The 20,318-nt window shown below is 37.0% G+C and carries 13 protein-coding genes; 7 read left to right on the top strand and 6 right to left on the bottom strand.

Features of this window, described 5'->3' with window-relative positions; genetic code table 11:
* The first annotated feature begins 111 nt into the window (after positions 1 to 111).
* The gene (locus ACHZAX_RS04400; RefSeq protein WP_320018161.1) at positions 112 to 1,668 is read left to right on the top strand and encodes a carboxylesterase/lipase family protein; all 1,557 of its coding nucleotides are present in this window, start codon (positions 112 to 114) and stop codon (positions 1,666 to 1,668) included.
* A gap of 146 nt (positions 1,669 to 1,814) precedes the next feature.
* Here the strand turns inward: ACHZAX_RS04400 and ACHZAX_RS04395 are convergent, their stop codons facing one another.
* Positions 1,815 to 3,347: an alpha-N-arabinofuranosidase gene (locus ACHZAX_RS04395; protein WP_320018160.1), complete on the bottom strand. Its 1,533-nt coding sequence runs from the start codon at positions 3,345 to 3,347 to the stop codon at positions 1,815 to 1,817.
* Positions 3,348 to 3,935: 588 nt separating this feature from the next.
* Here ACHZAX_RS04395 and ACHZAX_RS04390 point away from each other — a divergent pair.
* Positions 3,936 to 6,332 carry a PAS domain-containing hybrid sensor histidine kinase/response regulator gene (locus ACHZAX_RS04390; protein ID WP_320018159.1) on the top strand — a complete coding sequence of 799 codons (2,397 nt, stop codon included), beginning with the start codon at positions 3,936 to 3,938 and terminating at the stop codon, positions 6,330 to 6,332.
* Positions 6,333 to 6,341: 9 nt separating this feature from the next.
* Here the strand turns inward: ACHZAX_RS04390 and ACHZAX_RS04385 are convergent, their stop codons facing one another.
* Entirely contained in the window at positions 6,342 to 7,238 is an 897-nt protein-coding gene (locus ACHZAX_RS04385; protein ID WP_320018158.1) for a hypothetical protein, read from the bottom strand.
* Between the two features lie 523 nt (positions 7,239 to 7,761).
* On the opposite strand from ACHZAX_RS04385, the gene ACHZAX_RS04380 reads away from it, so the two are divergent.
* Entirely contained in the window at positions 7,762 to 8,205 is a 444-nt protein-coding gene (locus tag ACHZAX_RS04380; RefSeq protein WP_320018157.1) for an Hsp20/alpha crystallin family protein, read from the top strand.
* A 29-nt stretch (positions 8,206 to 8,234) separates the two neighbouring features.
* A complete protein-coding gene (locus tag ACHZAX_RS04375; RefSeq protein ID WP_394698213.1) occupies positions 8,235 to 8,486 on the top strand; it encodes a hypothetical protein in 252 nt (83 codons plus the stop codon).
* A 244-nt stretch (positions 8,487 to 8,730) separates the two neighbouring features.
* On the opposite strand, the gene glpC is transcribed toward ACHZAX_RS04375, so the two are convergent.
* The 4 genes from glpC to ACHZAX_RS04355 form a co-directional block, all read right to left on the bottom strand.
* Positions 8,731 to 9,990 carry an anaerobic glycerol-3-phosphate dehydrogenase subunit GlpC gene (gene glpC / locus ACHZAX_RS04370; RefSeq protein ID WP_320018156.1) on the bottom strand — a complete coding sequence of 420 codons (1,260 nt, stop codon included), beginning with the start codon at positions 9,988 to 9,990 and terminating at the stop codon, positions 8,731 to 8,733.
* Positions 9,991 to 9,997: 7 nt separating this feature from the next.
* Positions 9,998 to 11,239, bottom strand: a complete 1,242-nt coding sequence (gene glpB / locus ACHZAX_RS04365) for a glycerol-3-phosphate dehydrogenase subunit GlpB (RefSeq protein ID WP_320018155.1) — start codon at positions 11,237 to 11,239, stop codon at positions 9,998 to 10,000.
* A 12-nt stretch (positions 11,240 to 11,251) separates the two neighbouring features.
* Entirely contained in the window at positions 11,252 to 12,877 is a 1,626-nt protein-coding gene (glpA, locus tag ACHZAX_RS04360) for an anaerobic glycerol-3-phosphate dehydrogenase subunit A (RefSeq protein ID WP_320018154.1), read from the bottom strand.
* 339 nt (positions 12,878 to 13,216) lie between these two features.
* Complete coding sequence (locus ACHZAX_RS04355; protein WP_320018153.1) at positions 13,217 to 14,680, bottom strand: hypothetical protein; 1,464 nt, start codon at positions 14,678 to 14,680, stop codon at positions 13,217 to 13,219.
* A 492-nt stretch (positions 14,681 to 15,172) separates the two neighbouring features.
* Between ACHZAX_RS04355 and ACHZAX_RS04350 the strand changes: the two genes are divergently transcribed.
* The 3 genes from ACHZAX_RS04350 to ACHZAX_RS04340 all read left to right on the top strand — a co-directional run bounded on the left by ACHZAX_RS04350 (position 15,173) and on the right by ACHZAX_RS04340 (position 20,302).
* The gene (locus ACHZAX_RS04350) at positions 15,173 to 17,128 is read left to right on the top strand and encodes a response regulator (protein WP_320018152.1); all 1,956 of its coding nucleotides are present in this window, start codon (positions 15,173 to 15,175) and stop codon (positions 17,126 to 17,128) included.
* A gap of 819 nt (positions 17,129 to 17,947) precedes the next feature.
* A complete protein-coding gene (locus tag ACHZAX_RS04345; RefSeq protein WP_101309286.1) occupies positions 17,948 to 18,688 on the top strand; it encodes an NUDIX hydrolase in 741 nt (246 codons plus the stop codon).
* Positions 18,689 to 18,697: 9 nt separating this feature from the next.
* On the top strand, positions 18,698 to 20,302 hold the full coding sequence (locus tag ACHZAX_RS04340; RefSeq protein WP_320018151.1) for an MFS transporter: 1,605 nt from the start codon (positions 18,698 to 18,700) through the stop codon (positions 20,300 to 20,302).
* Positions 20,303 to 20,318 lie beyond the last annotated feature (16 nt).

Here is a 20,318-nt window from a genome sequence, read left to right as displayed (position 1 = left end):
GCGATCATTGCACCAGCAAATGCAGCATTTCCACAAATACAGACATTGAATACTTTAAGAAACCAACTTTAAAATAGAATGCGGAATTTTCTAAATCATTAAATTATAAAAATGAAAAACTTCAATTATTTTACTGCTTTACTGCTCCTGTTTATTACAGGTGCCTGTTCCACACTTCCTCCGGAACAGGTAAAAGTTGAACAAGGTATTGTTCAAGGTACAATGGAAAACGAACTAAGAGTTTTTAAAGGAATCCCTTTTGCTACACCTCCTGTTGGCGAATTACGTTGGAAATCCCCTCAACCTGCAGAAAAGTGGAAAGGAATTAAACAAACAACAGAGTATGCACCTGCCCCGATGCAGGGAGTCACCCCAAGTTCAGGGATAAGTGAAGATTGTTTGTACTTAAATGTTTGGACACCCGCAATGTCATCCGATGAAAAACTACCGGTATTAGTTTGGATTTATGGGGGCGGATTTAGTTTTGGCACCACCAATGATCCTGCTTGTAATGGTGAAAATCTGGCAAAAAAAGGTGTGATTGTCGTTAGCATCGCCTACCGTGTTGGCCAATTAGGTTTCTTGGCTCATCCTGAATTAAGTGCAGAGAGCCCTAATCATGTATCGGGGAATTATGGTTTATTCGATCAGATTGCCGGTTTGAAATGGATACAGAAGAATATAGCCAATTTTGGCGGCGATCCTCAAAAGGTAACCATATTTGGCGAATCAGCCGGTGCTATTTCGGTGAGTATGTTGTGTGCTTCTCCATTGGCCAAAGGGCTTTTTAAAGGAGCCATTTCGCAGAGTGGCGGTTCCTTTGGTCCAAAACGATCAACGACTCAACCGGGAGAAAACATGAAATCACTTCAATTGGCTGAATCGGAAGGTGTTGAATATATGAAAAATATGGGAGCTTCCTCAATTTCAGACCTGCGCAAGCTACCTGCTGAAAAATTTATTCCAAAAACCTGGACTTTGCCGGGCAGTTGGCCCATTATAGATGGGTATGTAATTCCCGATGACCAATACAAACTATACGAAGCGTACAAATACAACGATGTGCCTGTGCTTATTGGTTACAACTCGGACGAAGGTGCCAGCTTTTCTCCGGGAAGAACACCTGAAGAATATATAGCCAGTGTAAAAAACAGATTTGGACAATTTGCCGATACTTTACTGCAGGTTTATCCGGTAGGAGAACATACCGTTCCAAAATCGGCAAGAGACATTTCTCGTGATGCCGCATTTGGGTGGCATACATGGAGTTGGGCACGTTTGCAATCGCAAACCGGAAAATCGAACGTGTATTACTATTATTTCGATCAGCACCCCAATTATCCAAAAGGTTCCCCCCAGTATGGTTATGGTTCCCCTCACGGACAAGATGTTCGTTACGCCTTTATGAATCTCGATTCTTTAAATCCAAATACAACCCCATCAGACTTTAAATTATCCGAAGTTATGGGTACTTACTGGACTAACTTTACTATATATGGAAACCCTAATGGAAAAGGCGTCCCTGAATGGCCAACATTCAGTAACGAGCATCCGAATGTGATGTATTTATCTGGATCAAAACCTTTTGTTGGTAATGTTCCCAGTGAAAAACCGCTGCAGGTATTAAATGATTATTTTAAATGGCGACGAACCATAGAGTATAAATAGCTGTAAAAAATTATTTCCTCAGCTTCGTTCAGAATCACAATTACCTAATCTTTCTGACACACGTTTATATACACTGAAACAGCGATTCAACAAAAAAGGGTGCTGTCACAATTGTGACAGCACCCTTTTGGTATATTGAACTAATTCTATTTTAATTGTATCAAAACAACTGATTTAGCAGGCAAATCAATGCTAAGTTTTCTATTTTTTGGTTTTTTTACCTCGAACGAATTAATCTTCACTATTTCATCTTTGCCAAAATCATTACAATCATTCATATTTTTGCTGGTAATAATCTGTCCTGATGCACTTTTAAATTCTTGTCCGGCCAGTGTAAGATCGATACTTTCCTTCTTGTTTGGATTTAAATTACAAAAAGTAACAGACACAACACCATCTTTAGTCGAAGCCGAAGCATTTACTGAAGGAATTGACTTCCCGTTAAACTCATAATTTTCACATTTCAAATCTGTAGGAATCAAAGTAGCATCCTGATGCACACTGTACATTTTAAACACATAATAAGTAGGTGTTAACACCATTTCATCCTCTTTGGTTAAAATAACCGATTGCAGCACATTAACAGCCTGCGCAATATTAGCCATCGCAACACGATCGGCATGATTATTAAAAAGATTCAGGTTAATCCCGGCAACCAATGCATCACGAAGCGTGTTTTGCTGATAAAGGAATCCTGGATTTGTACCAGGTTCAACATTAAACCAGTTTCCCCACTCATCTACAATCAATCCAATTTTTTTCTCAGGATCATATTTGTCCATTATTTTTGAATGTTCCTGAATCAGAGTTTCCATCTTCAAAGTGTTTTTCAAATCAGCAAACCAACCGCTTTCGTCAAAATCAGTAGCTGATCCTTTATCTTCCCAACTTGTTGTAAATGTATAACTATGAAGCGAAACACCTTGAACCAAATGGCGGTGGCGGGTTGTTTTCTTCATCAATACATCCATCCAATTGTAATCATCAACATTAGGTCCGCCGGCAATACGATACAAATTACCACCACAATACGAAGCAAATCGATTGTACAAATCAGCATAGTATTCCGGAGTCATATTACCACCGCAACCCCAATTTTCGTTGCCTATTCCCCAAAACTTAACATTCCAAGGCTCCTCTTGTCCGTTTTTCTTTCGTAGATCAGTCATCGGACTAATGTTTTTCGAAGTAACATATTCAACCCACTCCGAAGCCTCCTGAACCGTTCCCGATCCAACATTCAAATTAATATATGGTTCCGCTTTAATCAATTTACAAAAATCAAGAAATTCATGAGTTCCGAAACTATTATCCTCAGTAACTCCTCCCCAATGAATATTCACCATAGAAGGTCTTTGCTGTCTGGGTCCGATACCGTCTTTCCAATGATATGTATCAGCAAAACAACCACCGGGCCAACGTAATAAAGGAATTTTCATATCCAGAAGCGCGCCAACTACATCTTCCCGAAATCCTTTTACATTCGGAATTTGAGAATCTTCACCAACATAAATTCCACCATAAATGCAATGCCCCAAATGTTCAGCAAAATGCCCGTAGATTTCTTTGTTAATTTTTGTTTTTGCAAGATCGGTATGAACCGTCATTGTATTTTGCCCAATCGCACTGAAGCTGATTAAGGAAAAAAGCAAAATTGAATAAATTGTATTTTTTTTCATACGAAAAATATTTAATTAGATATTGGTTTTCAATTAAATAATGAGACTCCATGCATGAGATAAATGAGTTGACATATATTTTACTTACCACCTCATTTTCATCAGTCATAAAACGCTCATAAATATAATAAAAGTATTTTAGACTTTTTAATTGCAAACGGTAAAAAAACATGTATTATAACTCATTAATAAAGCGGGTTACAAACTCTTTAAAAAAAATCTGTCTGCCTTCGTCCGGCATAGTGATAATTTTTATTTTTCATGAAATGATTACATATTCCAAAATTGATCCAATCCACTGAAAATTAGAAATAAGTATTTAGTTTCAAACTCCAAAAAATAAGAAATTGGTAACAATACAAACAAGAATTAAAATACGAACTAAAAAAAATAACAGGTAAATAAAAAATATCGGAATTATATTAAACCGTTACAAAAACACGCTTCTCCCCCGCATCAGCCACAACAAAACATAAACAACAACAACAAACAGCATCTCTTTTTCAATAACATCATCAACAGCATATTAAAAAAAATGAATATCTTAGGTAGAATAATCAACAGCTGTATTAACACCAAACCAATAATATGGACAATTTTTTTAAATTTGCGACACCAATTACCTATTGGCTATTGGTACTAATCTGGTCTTACATCCTTATATTTTATGTCAGAAAAATAAGGTTACTTGGTAAGTCAGACAAATTATTGAAATTACTTCTTATTGTTTTATCGATTGATGCTTTCCGCACTCTTTTCGAAAGCATCTATTTTGGCGCCTGGTATACTTCACTTTCCGAAATAATTCCAATTGAAATATTCCACTATTTAGCCCAGGCTAAGGTTGTATTTATTCCAAAAATGATAAACCTTATTGCAGCCATTGTAATTTTAACTATTCTGATCAAAAAATGGCTGTCGGCAGAAATTGCTTCAAAACAAAAAAATCAAGAAATAATAGCGGATCAATCAAAAAAATTACAACAAAAACACGAGGAAACTACACGTGCGAAAGAGCAGTCTATACAAAGTGAAAAATTCACTCAAATGCTTTTCAGCGAGTCTCCAATTGGTTTGGTGCTAACCAAACTTACCGGCGAATTGGTAGAGGTTAATGCCGCATATGCAAATATCATTGGCCGCTCTATAGAAGAAACGCTAAAATTAACGTATTGGGATATTACTCCTGAGAAATATACCAGGCAGGAAGAACTGCAATTAGCTTCGCTAGCTAATACCGGAGCTTATGGTCCTTACGAAAAAGAATACATTCACAAGTCGGGAAAATTAATTCCCATTCGATTGCATGGGAAAATGATTAAGAAAGGTGATCAGGAGCTTATATGGTCGAGTGTTGAAGATATTACCGATAAGAAAATTGCAGAGACTCTTCTTCAGGAACAAAATGAAGAATATCTGGTTCTTAACGAAGAATATCAAACCCAAAATGAAGAATTGTTATCAGCTATAGAAACAGCAGAAAAAAGTGAAAAACGTTTTAAAACACTGCACAATGCTTCCTTTGGAGGAATAACCATACACGATAAAGGAATAATTTTAGACTGCAATCAGGGACTTGCTGCCATAACCGGCTACTCTACTGAAGAGCTAATTGGAATGAATGGATTGCTGCTGATCGCTGAGCAGGAACGTGAGCTTGTTATGGAAAATATCTTAAGCGAATACGAAACCCCGTATTATAGTATTGGCTTGCGGAAAAATGGAGATGAATACCCGATAAGATTAGAAGCCCGCCAAATTCCATATGGGGAAAAAAATGTTCGGGTTGTAGAATTTAGAGACATTACAGATCAGAAAAAAACCGAATACGAACTTAAAACAGCAAAAGAAAAGGCTGAAGAAAGTGACCGGCTAAAAACTGAATTCATTAATAATATGTCGCATGAAATCCGAACACCGATGAATGGGATTCTCGGATTTTCAGATTTATTAAATGAACAGAATATTACAAATGCGAAAAGACAATACTACATCCAAATCATTCAAAGCAGCGGAAATCAGTTACTTCACATTATCGATGATATTCTTGAAATTTCTGCACTTGGAACAAAACAAGTAAAACCTCAAATAGAGGAATTGTGTCTAAATGAATTCTTATCGGAATTATTCACAATATTCGAAAGAAAGGCAAAAGCAAACCAGACGCCGCTATCTCTAAAGATGGGACTTCCCAACAGCAAAAGCACCCTGCTCACCGATCCCTATAAACTGAACCGGATCGTTAGTAATTTATTGGAGAATGCATTAAAATTTACGCAAGACGGATTCATAGAACTGGGATATACTTTGCAGGATGATAAGATCGTAATCTATTTGAAAGATACAGGCATTGGAATACATCCGGAAAAACAAGAGCTTGTTTTTGAACGATTTTCGCAGGAAGATAAAGAAGTCTCTCAGAATGTTGGAGGTTTAGGGCTGGGTTTATCAATAGCCAAAGAAAACGCAGAACTTCTGGGTGGAAAAATCACTTTGGAATCGGAAAAAGGGAAAGGGACAACATTTTATGTGAGTCTGCCTTATAAGTCAACAAAACAAACCATAAGTCATACACCAAGCAGTCCTGTTCCCAACTCAGACAAAACAAGAAACTTTACCATTTTGGTTGCCGAAGACGAAGACGTTAATTTCCTGTTTTTAGAAATTCTTCTTTCCGAGTTTGATGACAAATTAACAATCCTTCGCGCAAAAAATGGAAAAGAAGCCTTAGATATTTGTAAAACCAATAATCAGATTGACTTAATTCTTATGGACATTAAAATGCCGGTAATGAACGGTATCGATGCCACCAAAAAAATAAGACAATTGAAGTACAACCTACCTATTATTGCACAGACAGCATACACAACATCTCAGGAGAAAGAAGAAGCGATAGCCGCAGGCTGCAACGATTTTATTTCAAAACCGATAAAAAAAGAAAAATTGCTTACTTTAACGAGTAGTTATTTAATGCTAAAAAATTAATCTTCGAGATTACTCTTCTTCCATTCCCTGCATCATTTGCTGCATTTGGGTCATCATGTCTTTAAAAGAACTTCTCTCGAAGCCGACAGCCTCGGCAGGCAAAATAAATTTTTCGGCAGGTGGAGTGGTTTTAGTAATCCGGGTAATTGCCTGAATCCCCATTTGAGCATCATCCATTGCATCGAGGCGAAAGGTTCTTACTTCAACGGGTATTTTCCCTGCCACTAAATCCCATTCGTCCTGTTCGTCCTCATCCATCGAAGGAAAAATTTCAGCCAGTTTCTCCGACATGCTTTTTGCTTTTTTGGCCAACCCCATATTATCGTCCGAGGCCCAAATTACCATCATCTCCTGCTCATCTTCCAATAAATATTCGCTGCATCGCTGTCCGTATTTAACCATCCCGCGTCCGGTTGCTGTAATTTGTTTTGCGGTTTGCGGCTGTTCCTTCATTTCGGGCGGCAAGTCTGCCATCATTTTTTGCATGGCATCACCAACACCTTTCTGAATTTCTGCCATGTCCTCAGCCGACATCTCGTAAATCTTCTTCTGCGACCATAAAACGTAGTAAATTAGGCCTTTGTTATGATTTAGAATCACGGTGGTTTTTCCGTCCTCCTGTGAGGAAGATTCCACCGCAAAGTTATCGCCGTCGATATAAATTGTTGATTGAATAATCTCAATATCCCCATATTCTTTTTGAGCAGCATCTCTCAATTTACTTTCGGAAAGCTGAAGAAAAAACCGGGCCTCATCGGCAATATCATCAAACTCCATATCCTCCGGAAGCAATTCGTAGTTAATGGGAATCTCATATTCTATCTGTTCGATGATGTATTGTGCCTGCAATTTAATGCTGTACAAGCACACAAATCCCATCAGTAAAATCATTTTCAACTTACTCATATCAATCTCCTTTGTATTTAATTTTACAATATTTTTCTTTCCTGATGATGGCTAAAACACTGTCTGCAGCCATTCTCAACAGCCTTGTAAAAGTAAATCTTATTCGTTGGCAAAACAAAAAAATAAATTGGTCAAAAAAACGCATCAACAACAAGCTGATTTCAAATATTTAAGGACTCCTAAAAATTAATAATGCTTATGTTCGGCGGCTTTTGCATGGAGATGCAACAGTGCTTGCCTCTCTTAAGTCAGGATGACATTTATTTCGAATCTGAAACGTCAAAATGACATTCATTTCGAATCCTGAGCGCCAAAATGTCAAGCAAAAAGACTGCCTGTACCATCAAAAAGTTTTTGCCTCAAACACTTGGTTTTATTACATTTACAAAAGCATTACACTCCTAATCTTTTCTATCTTGGCATCTGTTTTGATTGGATTATAATGAATCACGATTCGAATACTTTTGCAAGTACGTACTTATTTATTTTTGAATTAAGAACTGTAAAATTAGGAGGATTTATCATGACACTAGTAAAAAGAAATTCAGACAATCTCTTTCCATCTTTGTTCGACAACTTCTTCTCAAGAGACTGGATGGATTGGAACAATTCGAACTTTTCGAACACCAACACCACATTACCTGCAGTAAATGTTCGCGAAAACGATAATGAATACATTATTGAAGTAGCTGCTCCAGGAATGAAAAAGAACGATTTTAAAATCAATTTAGACAACAATCATCTTTCTATTTCTTCGGAACGAAAAGAAGAAAAAGAAAACAAAGATGGAAAATTCTCACGAAGGGAGTTTTGTTATCAGTCGTTTCACAGATCATTTCAATTACCTATCAATTTGGTAAACGGCGATAAAATTTCTGCCAAATACAACGATGGAATTCTTACCATTCGTCTGCCCAAAAAGGAAGAAGCAAAACCTAAACCTTCAAGAAGTATTTCTATTACCTAAAGAAAAGGAAGAACTAGTTTGCTTCCCTAATGGAACTTAACTTGATGAAAGTTACTGAAATCAAAAATAGTACCGCTATGTTAGAACATCAGAAATTTGTTTTACAATCGGTTTCAGATCAGAAACATTTGTTTCGAAAAGAACTTCTGAAATCATTCGAATGGTTAACCGAAAAGGAACAAGTAGAATTGTTTACCTGGTTAAAAAGTAATTTCTATTTTTCTCACAAAGATTGTGTTGAGCAGGCATTTAGACATTCGTTGATTCAGGAAGGAGCCTAATGACATAAATGATTTCTTAAATTTAAAAAGTAAACAGAGAAACTAGTTTAAAAAGAGGCTGTCTCAAATGAGATAGTCTCTTTTTATGCTTTTACCGATACTTATTGAAAGAAAAACCGAATCGACCAGAAACAATAATGCCACAAGCAAAGAATTTTATCATCCAATAATTGCGGCATTACACCCTAACATTTATAAAAACCGGGCACTCTGTTAAGCCACCCTTCTCATGATTCTCATCAATTTACTTTTGCCATAATTTTACAGTTGCTTCCACATCCAATGCTTCGGCAAGAATAGAAATAGGATGTTCTACCTTTTTTGTGGTCGACATCTCAATTTGCCACTTACAGGTTTCACAATCGGTAGCTACAAAATCGATATCTGAGCTCTCTATCTGATCGAAGAGCGGTTTCCCTACTCCCTGCGACGTTTTGTAATTTTCTTTTTTGAAGCCATAAGTCCCCGCAATGCCGCAACACCGCGATTCAAGCGATACAAAATCGATTCCCGGAATCATTTTAAGTAAGGCGGTGGAATAAACAGACCAACCAAGCTTCTCCATGTGACAAGGAGTATGGTAAGCTACACGTTTCCTGTAATCCTTCTTAAAAACCAATTTAAGCTTTCCTGAATCGATTAAACGGAACAGGAAGCGGGTAGCCAGCTCGCTTTCGTTGCGAATTTCGTCGTTCTTCACCCCCAGTAAATGCGGATACTCATCGCGAATGGTGAATATACAGGTTGAGGATGTGGATATTACCGGCATATTCTTGTCTACGATCGATTTTTTAAAGGCTTCCACATTGTGACGTGCTTGTTTTGTGGCTTGTTTAATAAGACCATTAGAAATCAAAGCTACTCCACAACATTTTTCCTTTTCGAGAAGATGAACACCATAACCTGCCGCATTCATAATTTTGATCAGGTCTTTGCCTTGCTTAGGGAAATTATAATTTACATAACAGCCATGAAAGTAACTGACATGTTTTTTAAAATCAGTTTGCTTTGATGCAGCATATCTGCGGTACCAGGTTTCGAACCTCATCCCTGCATATTCAGGGAATATACGGTGATGATCTATTTTCAGCACACCATCCATCATGAGCCGAACAGGCTTTAGAGCAACAATAGGATTCACAATAGGTGCAAACGTACTCGCCATAGTACCTACAATATCAGTATTTGCAAGAATCATATCCCTGACTTTCGGCTTTTTCTTACTGTATTTGATCCGCGCCAGCTGAATAATATCTCCAATTTTCACTCCGTGCGGGCAAGCTACCTCGCAACGCTTGCAGTTGAGGCACAACTTTAATGATTCATCGTAAAAATTTTGATCCTTCAAGCGTAACCTTTCTCCATCTGGGCCTGACTGCTTTGGTCCCGGATAATCCGGATTCACTTCCAGAACAGGACAATAAACAGTACAAATCGTACACTTCACACACTGTTCAAAATTATTATCGCTGCTATTGAATGGTTCAAACATTTCCTTTTTCATCGTCCTGTTATTTTAAAATTTGCTCAGCTACATGCAGCGAAGTCAATAAACTGATGCCTGCTCCACTGCCTTCTTTAAGAGCATTAGCCCCTCCAAGCACAGAACCTGCCGCAAATAAATTCTCAATTGGTTTCCCGTTTTTTAATGCACGAAAGCCACTGTCAGTTTTAACCCCATAATGCATATACGGCTGATCGTTAAAGAACTTCTCATCGAGCCATTTTTCACTATCGGTATCTCCATCAATATCAAGCCCAAAAATAGGCTCGTATAACTTCTCACGCGTCGCCACAATACCTTTACTGTAGAAGCTTCCGCTGGCCAAAACAAATTGATCAGCTTCCAATTTAATATCTCCATGATTATTGGTTTGAACAGCAACCAGTCGGTTGTTTTTGAAAGTGCCTTCTTCCACATTATCACCCAAAAAATAAGTCCCACCTAATTCTTCGAATCGTTTACGAAGCAATATCTGACTTCGGATACCAGGAACTGATGGTGGTATGGCCGGAAGCAGTACCACTGGTTTATTTACTTTTGCTTTAAGATTTAAAGCAACATTTTTAGTAAACAACCCGAATACTGCCGGCAAAAGGACTACTTCAAAACCTTCACTAAGCTGATTTACCTTTTGAGCAAATTCGTCAAGAGCATCTCCACTATCAAATACCTTCGCAATATTTGTAGATCTCATTTCACTCGGATTACGGCGGATTGCTTCAAATTCCTTCATGGCAAAGTTCTTAATTTGCGTATCCACGCCGTATTTCTTCAGTCCGTCCTGAACAAATAAAGTGTGGAAATCGAGGAATCCACTGAAATTTAGGATGACTGCTTTTTTCCAGGGAAATGCATCATTTTGTTCGAAACGGGTAAAATCATCAATAGTCAACCACGTCGGTTTCATAATTCCCATTGGGGTTAACACAAAATGATTCTCGTCTGCCTTGCCAAAAAAATTTAAGCCGGCACGATCCAACAACCGGGGAGCTTCAACAACCAACCGGGATATATTTTCAATCCCAACACGTTGGTAAGGATGCCTATCTGGCAATATTTTTATCGCTTCCAGCGGATTTTTTACATCTTGTCCATCCATCTTTCCAAGCAAATCGAACGAACCGGAAAAAAAATGGATGGCACTCTGTCCCGATGAAACTATTGCACATTTTTTTCCTTGCTCTGCCAATTTAATTCCACAAGTGAGTCCACTCAACCCACCTCCTATAATAATGTTATCGAATTTCATACTAATCCCTGCTTAATTGTTATCCGGTTTCAAACCATAAATGCCTTCGTAAATCCATGAGGTAAACTGAATCTCATTGATTCCCTCTCCCCAGGTAATTGGCAGCATTCCTTTCCATCGTTCCTGAAGAAAATTAGCCAAATCATCTTTTGCCTTGCCTGGTTTTTCGGAAGATTCGCAAAGGAGACCCGCCGCACGGCAGGCACACAATTCTCCCTGACATGTGCCCATACCTACACGGGTACGGCGACGTAAATCGATCAAATCATTAACATGCAATTCATTAACCGCATATTTCACTTCGGCAATCGACACTCCCTCGCACTCACAAACCAATGAATCTTCGTAGTTGTCTCCATTCGAAATATTCTTCGCAAGTGTACCATGACGATCCTTCGCTGACTTTTGAGAGATATTAGCCCCTGTATAAACTTTTTCCGTAGCAATACTTAGTGGATGCTCACTCTTTTCAGCTCCTGGCAATGATTTTTCGGCTGTTTCACACTGCTTATCAACAGAAAGCTTTTTACAGATTAAATCAGTAGCTTCTTCAGCCATCAAACGGTATGTCATCAGCTTGCCGCCAGTAATCGTGATAAAACCTGAAAGCCCGTCCCGCTCCTGATGATCCAGAAGTACAATTCCGCGGCTAATGCTTCGTCCGCTTGGATCATTGTCTGCAGCAACCAAAGGACGTACACCTGCATAAGCACGTAAAATACGAGTAGCTGCCAATGCCGGAGAAAGTTTCACCCCCTCACGTATCAAAACATCCACATCTTTTCTGGATACAAACATATTATCAATTTGGTCATAAGGAATACGTTCCGAAGTAGTTCCAATCAGACAAATTGTATCTCCAGGTACCAGAATATCAGCATTAGCTGGCTTTCTGCATCTGTTCAACACCATTTTATTAACGCGGTGTCCAAAAATAAGTAAGGAACCTTTTGCAGGAAACATATTGATACTGACACCGGCCAAATTAGCAATATGGTGCCCCCAAATTCCCCCGGCATTCACTATTATTTTCCCGTAATATTTTACTTTTTCTTTTATTTCATGATTGAACAATTCAACACCAGTCACCCGATTCTGCTCTTTAACAACACCAGTCACCTCATGTTGTGTTAAAAGAACTGCTCCATGAATTCTGGCATCCAAAGCATTCGACATTGTCAGACGGAAAGGATCCACAGATCCGTCTGGCACCTTAACTGCTCCCATTAAATTTGGATTAACAGAAGGCTCAATGTGACGAGCGAAATCTGGATCAATAATCTCAGTTCCAATACCCGCAGTTTTACAGGCATCTACAAACTGAGACTGAAAAGAGATGTCATCTTCCGGCAGAGTAATAAACAATCCATCATTTTCTTCCACGCAATGATTCGCAATACGACGCAGAATCATATTCTCCTTAATACATTCTGCAGCTGATTCATGATCGGTCACAGCATATCGTGCACCACTATGCAGCAAACCATGATTCCGTCCGGTAGCCCCGGCAGCAAAATCATGACGCTCAACAAGCAAAACACTTAGCCCGCGCATCGCACAATCTCGCGCTGTTCCTGCGCCGGTAGCTCCTCCTCCAATGATTATTACATCGTACTCTTTGGATATATTCTTGTTCATGATGAATTCTATTTTTTTAACATCTTCCTATACTCAATTGTATACATCTCAATAAAAGCTGTTATTCCTAACCTTTTATAAGACTCTTTCTGTTTTTATTTCAGTCAAACAACAATTACTGATTTCCACATGGCAAATATAAATAAATTACCTAGTATTGCAAAGTACTTACTATATAGATGTATTCTGTATTATAAAGTTCTGATCCTAAATACTCAATAACACTACCAAAACAAGGGCTAAAAAAACACAATCTCCAACTAAAAATAATTTGAGGATATTCAAAAAAAAAGAGGCTGCATCATATACTGATACAGCCTCTTCTCAATTTATAGCTTCTTATACTTTCTCTACTTTTTTTATCCCCCGCCGGTTAAAAATAATCCGGTAACGGCGGTAACTGGTTTGATTGTCGAGTTTAAAGCGGAATATCATATTAACGAAGTATACCTTCTCTCCGGATATTTTTTCAAAATCATCGTCTTTTAAATAGTAAAGCGGTATTTCAGGATTATCCATTTTCTGAATAAACTTCGATACATTAAATCGAATAATATCAACCACTCCTGTAATGTTGTAATCTCCATACGAATTATCCAATGCCATCCTATCCAAACGAAGCAGTTTGCGATAAAAAATAATTTTCTCTCCAACTCCACGACTTTCAACATCAACAATTCTAGACCGGTCGCGGTGTTTCATCACCCGCAAAGGAACAGTATCTTCACGAACAAAGTCAAAACTCTCCTTGCACCAACCAATTTCCTCATTTCCTTTTACGCGAATAACGGTTTTATGATCGAAAAAGCGTTTGTTAATCTTCCCCACCAAATAAAGCCGGCTAAGATCCTTAATTCTATCTTTAAGCATATAAATAATCACCAGAGCCACAAACAAAGGCATGGTAAAAGTTCCTAAGCTTTTCTGAAAAAGAAAGGTAAGTGCTGCTCCAAAAATCATAGCCAAACCTGCAGCCAGACTGTACAATACCTGCATGGCCAAAACCCCCTCCTTTTTCTTACGGGAGTTGAGCAGCAACTGACCTTCAAAATATTTATTAAAGGCACCTCTTCGATGCACCAGCCAACGATTCTTATCATGTGCCTTGTCTTCAACTACCAAGTATCCCTTGCTTCTTTTGTAGGCTACTTCTTCCCTAACTAAGCGCAGAATCTCATCTTTGCTCAGCTCAAAATCGGAATGGTGCATTTTCTGCAGTCCCCGATGCAAATAGTAGGAATGCTGCTCAAACTGATTGCTCATGAACTCATCACCGAACAAATAATAATCGAACATTTCCTTTTGAATTGTTGGTACATTCACAATTCTACGCAAATCGCGGTAATGTCGTCCAATTTTCCGAACATTCGAAATGTATTCATCAATAAGGTACTGTCGATCTTCAGGCAATTCGTTTTGAAGAATATGCTGAATTTCCCTTCGAAGCGCCGATCTGGTAATAATATGAAACATTCGAATATGGTACTCATAATTGGCCTCATTTTTAGAATTAGATTCATCAGCCAGCTTATGAAAGGCTTCCTCCAGATACTGGAAAACTGAATGATCGCCTAAAGCAATATCCCTTAATAAATAGGTCGGTGTAATCAGACGAATGTTCGAATTAAAATCATTGTAAAAGTCCTCTTTTGTATAAGTTGACGAATTAATATCCAAACCACTGGGTATAAAAAGCCAGGTTTTTATAGAAAACTCACTCACCTTTCGATCTTTACGAGGCTCATAGCCCAATTTAATCTCTACAGAAAATTTATCATGAACTTTTACAGTTTCATTTATCATACGCGCTTTTATTTTGTCTTTATAGAATAATGTAATGAATAAAATCAAAGGTACTTATTTCCTACTTATCTTTCTCAAGATAAATACCCAATTTTAAAGGGATTATTCTAAAATCGTCAGCACTTACCATCTCTCTTTTTCATTCATCACATATAAATATTTTATTTAACAAGATAGAATCTATTTATATTGATTATTTGCGTTATAATGAATATTTTTAGTAGCATTTCCGAAGTTTTTATTTTACACAAAGATTTTTTCTATGCTCGGGGAAAGTATCTGTTTTTCCTTAAAACATAGACATTATTGAAGCAGTAAGATAAATTAAGTCTGATATAAAAACACAACACATTCCAGTTATTGCATTGACTGCAATGGCAATGACCGAAGACAAAGAAGCAATACTGCAAGCAGATTGCGACGCTTATGAAACAAAGCCGGTTGGGCATTTGGAAATTCTATCAAAAATTGAAAAATTCTTTATTTAATTCTATGAGAAAAATTCTAGCAATTGACGACAATAACGATAATTTGTTGGTTTATAAGACAATAATTAAAAGGTACTATCCTAACTGTACAATTTTAACTTGCCAATCGGGTTCAGAAGGAATCGAAACAGCAATAAAAGAACGACCCGACACCATTCTTTTAGACATTATTATGCCAGGAATGGATGGGTTTGAAACCTCTGAAAAATTAAAACAAGAAGCAAAAACCAAACACATTCCCATAATTCTGGTTACAGCCATGCGCGACGATAAAAAAAGCAGAATTAAAGGATTAGAAATAGGAGCAGATGCATTCCTTTCCAAACCAATTGAGGAAGAAGAATTAATTCCTCAATTGAATGCTATGCTTCGTATTAAAGATGCGGAGGATAAATTGAGAAAAGAAAGCGAAGAAAAATTTCAAAAGATTTTTGAAGGAGCTCCTTTAGGCATTGCCCTGATCAATTCTGCTGACGGCCAATTTCTTCAAATGAATTCCAAATATTGCGAAATCACGGGATACTCCAAAGAGCATTTAAAAAAAATCAATTGGCAATCGATAACGCATTCTGATGATATACAGCAAGACCTGGATCAAATGAAATTGCTAAATACAGGAGAAATTACCGATTTTACATTGGAAAAAAGGCTGACAAGGCCTAACGGAGATTACGTATGGATCACTTTAACCGTTGCGAAAGTCGATGTACAGGTCAAAGGGGACTCATGCCATTTAGCTATGATAGAAGATATTACACAAAGAAAAAACCTTACCGAAGCTTTAATTACAGCCAAGGAAGATGCTGAAAAAAGTGACCGGATAAAATCGACTTTTTTAGCAAGTATGTCGCATGAATTGAGAACTCCTTTGAATGCTGTAATAGGATTTTCAGAACTTATTAATGAGAATTCAAGCATGGAGGATATTCTCAGTTTTAATGACATAATAAACAAAAGTGGTAATAATTTATTAGCTCTTATCGAAGATCTTTTTGATATCTCTTTAATAGAAACAGGCGATATCAGAATTGAGAGTGAATTATTTTCAATCCAATCCATGTTAGATGAAGTACAGTTCATCATTAAAAATGAGCAGCTAATTTTGGGGAAAGAAGAAATAGAACTTAAAATGTATGCTGACTTTGGAAACATAAATCCGATTCTAAATTCAGATCAAAATAGAATCAAACAGGTTTTACTTAATCTGTTAAAAAATGCATTAAAATTTACACATTGGGGAAGCGTTGAATTTGGCTGCCATGAATCTATCCAGAATCAAATTCCAATGCTGAAATTTTTTGTTATTGATTCTGGAATTGGTATTCCTCCTGATAAGCAGGAACTAATTTTCGAGGTATTTAGACAAGTCGATGAATCTAAAACCAGAATATATGGCGGAACCGGCTTAGGATTAACTATATGCAAACGATTAATTAATTTATTAGGTGGTGAAATATGGGTTGAATCTGAAATAGGAAAAGGTGCTTCCTTCTTTTTTACGATTCCCATTTATGTGGACGATACAAAACACATCAATACCAATAGCACTTGTCAGCAAAAACTTAGTCTGAAAGGAAAAACGATTCTTATTGCCGAAGATGACGCTTCAAGTTATTCATATTTGGTAGAAATACTTGGCAGAGAAGGCGCCAAATGCGTTCATGCTAAAAATGGCAGGGAGGCAGTCAATTATTGCAAAACGATAGAAAAAATTGATTTACTGTTAATGGATATCAATATGCCTGTAATGAATGGGTATGAAGCGACAAAACAAATAAAAAATATAAAACCGGAACTTCCAATTATTGCACAAACAGCATATGCAATGTCTGGTGATCGGGAAAAAATATTATCCACCGGCTGCGACCTCTATCTTTCAAAACCGGTAGGTAAAAAAACACTGTTGGATGCAATCAATAAATGTTTCAACAAAAATAACCAGCTAACTACAGTTCAATAATGAAAAAATAAATTTTATTTTTACTATTCATCGGTTTCTCATTTTTTGCCGGTGGATTTAAGTATGGTTTAAATTTGAAATAATGTATCCCTATCATAACAAGATTAAACAACGGATTAATAACAATGAATTGATACGTTACGAATACGTTGAGAAATACAAAAACATTACTCCTTGTTTGTTACTTTATTTTTCAACAGAACCAAAAATAAGGCCTGTTCGAGAACATCGATTCAAAGAATATGAAGAAATTCTCAATAGAATTTCAAAAAAAAGATAACACACTTCAGCAAAGAGGGTGTCCAAAAAGTATTGTTCTATTGTCATTCTGAGCCTGTCGAAGAATCTTTCACTTTGAAAAACAGATGTTTAGTCCCGATAACCATCGGGATCGCTCAACATGACAATCCAATACAAAATATTCCTTTTTGGACACCCTCTTTGCTGTTTTTATATGACTGACTAAAGACACATCTAAAATCTCATTTAATCTACACCACACCTCCTCAACTTCATCCTAATGCACAGTTATTAACTATGCATGATTTTCCACGTCAATTCCTTCCTCCTCAATTTCAGATTAATGTTATTTATAATTATTATAAATAACGTTTTCTAATAAAAGAGAATCAACATCCTGAAATCCCGAAAAACAGCCTAGCTTAGTGTACTTTATACAACCTGCTCCGCATACGATTTCGAAAAAGACATAAATCATTTTTTGATTTTTCTAAAAAAGGATTTACATTAGCATTAAATATAGTTAGTGTTACTTTAACACTTAATTAAAAAAATAAGATACAAACCTCAACTATAAAGATGCCAAGCAGACCACTTAACGATTACATATCTGTAGATTGCGTAATATTCGGATACAATGGACAAGAACTACAAGTTCTACTTGTAGATAGAACACTTACTAATAATTCCACAGGACAGCCCGAGTTTACTGATTTAACATTAACAGGAAATCACATCTATGAAGATGAAACTATTGAGCAGGCAGCTTATCGTGTTTTATTTGACTTAACAGGTTTAAAAAATGTATTCCTTGATCAATTTAAAACATTTGCGCATCCCGACAGATTAAAAAAAGAGAATGACAGAAGATGGTTAATTCACGATGGCAGAGACCCTGATAAAAGAATTGTATCAATTGGATATTTTGCCCTTCTGGCAACACAGAATATTACCTTGGAGTGGAAAGGCAGAAACGTGAAATGGGTTCCTGTATCAGAAGTTGGAGAACTGGCATTCGATCACAATCAAATTCTGGAGGAAGCTTTAATTGCATTACGAAATAAAATTAAGCAAGAACCAATCGGCTTTGAATTGCTTCCTGAAAAATTTAGTCTGACACAACTACAAAACATATACGAGGTGATATTAAGCACTGAGTTGGACAAGAGAAATTTCAGAAAAAAAATTGCCCGCATGAAATATTTGATTCCTACGGATGAAAAACAAACAGGAGTTGCTCATAAACCCGCACGCCTTTATGTATTTAGCAGAGAGGTTTATGAAAAAACAAAAAAGGAATTATTTGATTTCACAGTCTAAAAAATAAAAATGTCAGATTCAACTAAAATATCTTTTAAAGAAAAACTTGGCTACGCTCTTGGCGATGGCGCTGCTAATATAGCCTGGAGAGGTGTAGCAACTTTTCTATTCATATTCTACACTGATGTTTTTGGGATAAATCCAGCTGCTGTAGGTTTACTAATGTTAATTGCTCGTTTTTCAGATGGCATTAGTGATGTTCTAATGGGAATTGCCGGCGATAGAACAAATACGAAGTATGGTAAATTTCGACCTTGGATATTGTTTACAGCAATACCATTAGGCGTAATTCTTTCCCTTCTTTTCACTGCTCCAAATCTAGGTCCTACAGGCAAAATAATATATGCCTATACAACTTATATTATTTTCACATTAGTTTATACTGCCAACAATATTCCTTACGGCGCATTAATGGCGGTAATGACAGGTGACGACAAAGAGAGAACAAGTATAGGATCGTACAGAATGGTAGGTGCTTTTGCCGGCGGAATGCTCGTACAAGGAGCTTTACTCTATTTGGTTGCACATTTTGGAAATATCAATCCAACGGTTAGTGTAAACGAGTTGGCTTCCGATAGATTTCAGGTGACTGTCTCTGCTCCTTCCGATGTAGAAAATGTAAACATTAAAACAAAAGATGGCATTGCAAACTTTATTTGGGAAAACAATAACAATTCAACTAATTCTCCTACTACAGGAAAGAGTTTCTCAATGGAAGCCAACAAGCCATATTCATTTATCGTTTTAGGTGAAAAGAACCTAAACAAAGACAAAATAATTGTGATCGATCAGAAAAGTGGTTATAGCTATTCCATTTATCTGATGTCGGCTTTTTTAGCTCTTTTCATGTTTATCACCTTTTTGACTACCACAGAAAGAGTTCACCCCCCTAAAGAGCAGCAAAGCGATCTTTGGAGAGATTTAAAAGATTTGATCAGCAACAAACCTTGGGTAGTCTTATTAACAATCGGATTGTTATTCAGCATCTACAATTCAATTAAGCAGGGAATCGTAGTAATTTATTTCACTCATTATTTACACAATCAGATTTTAGCTGCTTCTTTTATGGTTGCATTAATGTTTGCTTCTATTGCTGGCGCAATGATTACTGCACCCTTAAGCAAGAAATTAGGAAAGAAAAAGCTGTTCATCTACGCATTAATTTTCTCAGGAGTAGTGAATGCATCAATCATATTTTGCGGCCCGGGCGATATAAGCGCAATTTTTGCCTTAGGTATTATTTCTGAATTTGCAGCCGCAATATTCCCAACCTTATTCTTTGCCATGCTTGGGGATGCTGCCGATTATTCCGAATTTAAAAATGGCCGGCGCGCTACCGGATTAATTTATTCCGCAGGTTCGTTTGCCACCAAATTTGGTGGTGGTATAGCAGGTGCAATAATCGGTTTTATTTTGGCTGCTTTTCATTACAACGGGCAAGATTATTCAGCCATTCAGGGAGCAATTCCAGGAATTACAATGTTGATGAGTTGGGTACCCGCGATCATTGCCATTTTAGGTGCAGTTTTCATGACAATATATCCATTGAATCAAACGAAAATGAATGAAATAACTCTGGAACTTACAGACAGAAGAACAAGAGAAAAAAAATAGAATATATAAGTATAAT

The sequence above is a fragment of the Labilibaculum manganireducens genome (genome assembly GCF_963665805.2).
Taxonomy (GTDB): domain Bacteria; phylum Bacteroidota; class Bacteroidia; order Bacteroidales; family Marinifilaceae; genus Labilibaculum; species Labilibaculum manganireducens.
This window is presented reverse-complemented; position numbering and strand designations above follow the sequence as displayed.

Excerpts from the sequence above, each read along its gene's own strand:
- ACHZAX_RS04400 (WP_320018161.1), top strand. The coding sequence starts at position 112 with ATGAAAAACTTCAATTATTTTACTGCTTTACTGCTCCTGTTTATTACA.
- ACHZAX_RS04395 (WP_320018160.1), bottom strand. The coding sequence starts at position 3,347 with ATGAAAAAAAATACAATTTATTCAATTTTGCTTTTTTCCTTAATCAGC.
- ACHZAX_RS04390 (WP_320018159.1), top strand. The coding sequence starts at position 3,936 with ATGGACAATTTTTTTAAATTTGCGACACCAATTACCTATTGGCTATTG.
- ACHZAX_RS04385 (WP_320018158.1), bottom strand. The coding sequence starts at position 7,238 with ATGAGTAAGTTGAAAATGATTTTACTGATGGGATTTGTGTGCTTGTAC.
- ACHZAX_RS04380 (WP_320018157.1), top strand. The coding sequence starts at position 7,762 with ATGACACTAGTAAAAAGAAATTCAGACAATCTCTTTCCATCTTTGTTC.
- ACHZAX_RS04375 (WP_394698213.1), top strand. The coding sequence starts at position 8,235 with ATGGAACTTAACTTGATGAAAGTTACTGAAATCAAAAATAGTACCGCT.
- glpC (WP_320018156.1), bottom strand. The coding sequence starts at position 9,990 with ATGAAAAAGGAAATGTTTGAACCATTCAATAGCAGCGATAATAATTTT.
- glpB (WP_320018155.1), bottom strand. The coding sequence starts at position 11,239 with ATGAAATTCGATAACATTATTATAGGAGGTGGGTTGAGTGGACTCACT.
- glpA (WP_320018154.1), bottom strand. The coding sequence starts at position 12,877 with ATGAACAAGAATATATCCAAAGAGTACGATGTAATAATCATTGGAGGA.
- ACHZAX_RS04355 (WP_320018153.1), bottom strand. The coding sequence starts at position 14,680 with ATGATAAATGAAACTGTAAAAGTTCATGATAAATTTTCTGTAGAGATT.
- ACHZAX_RS04350 (WP_320018152.1), top strand. The coding sequence starts at position 15,173 with ATGAGAAAAATTCTAGCAATTGACGACAATAACGATAATTTGTTGGTT.
- ACHZAX_RS04345 (WP_101309286.1), top strand. The coding sequence starts at position 17,948 with ATGCCAAGCAGACCACTTAACGATTACATATCTGTAGATTGCGTAATA.
- ACHZAX_RS04340 (WP_320018151.1), top strand. The coding sequence starts at position 18,698 with ATGTCAGATTCAACTAAAATATCTTTTAAAGAAAAACTTGGCTACGCT.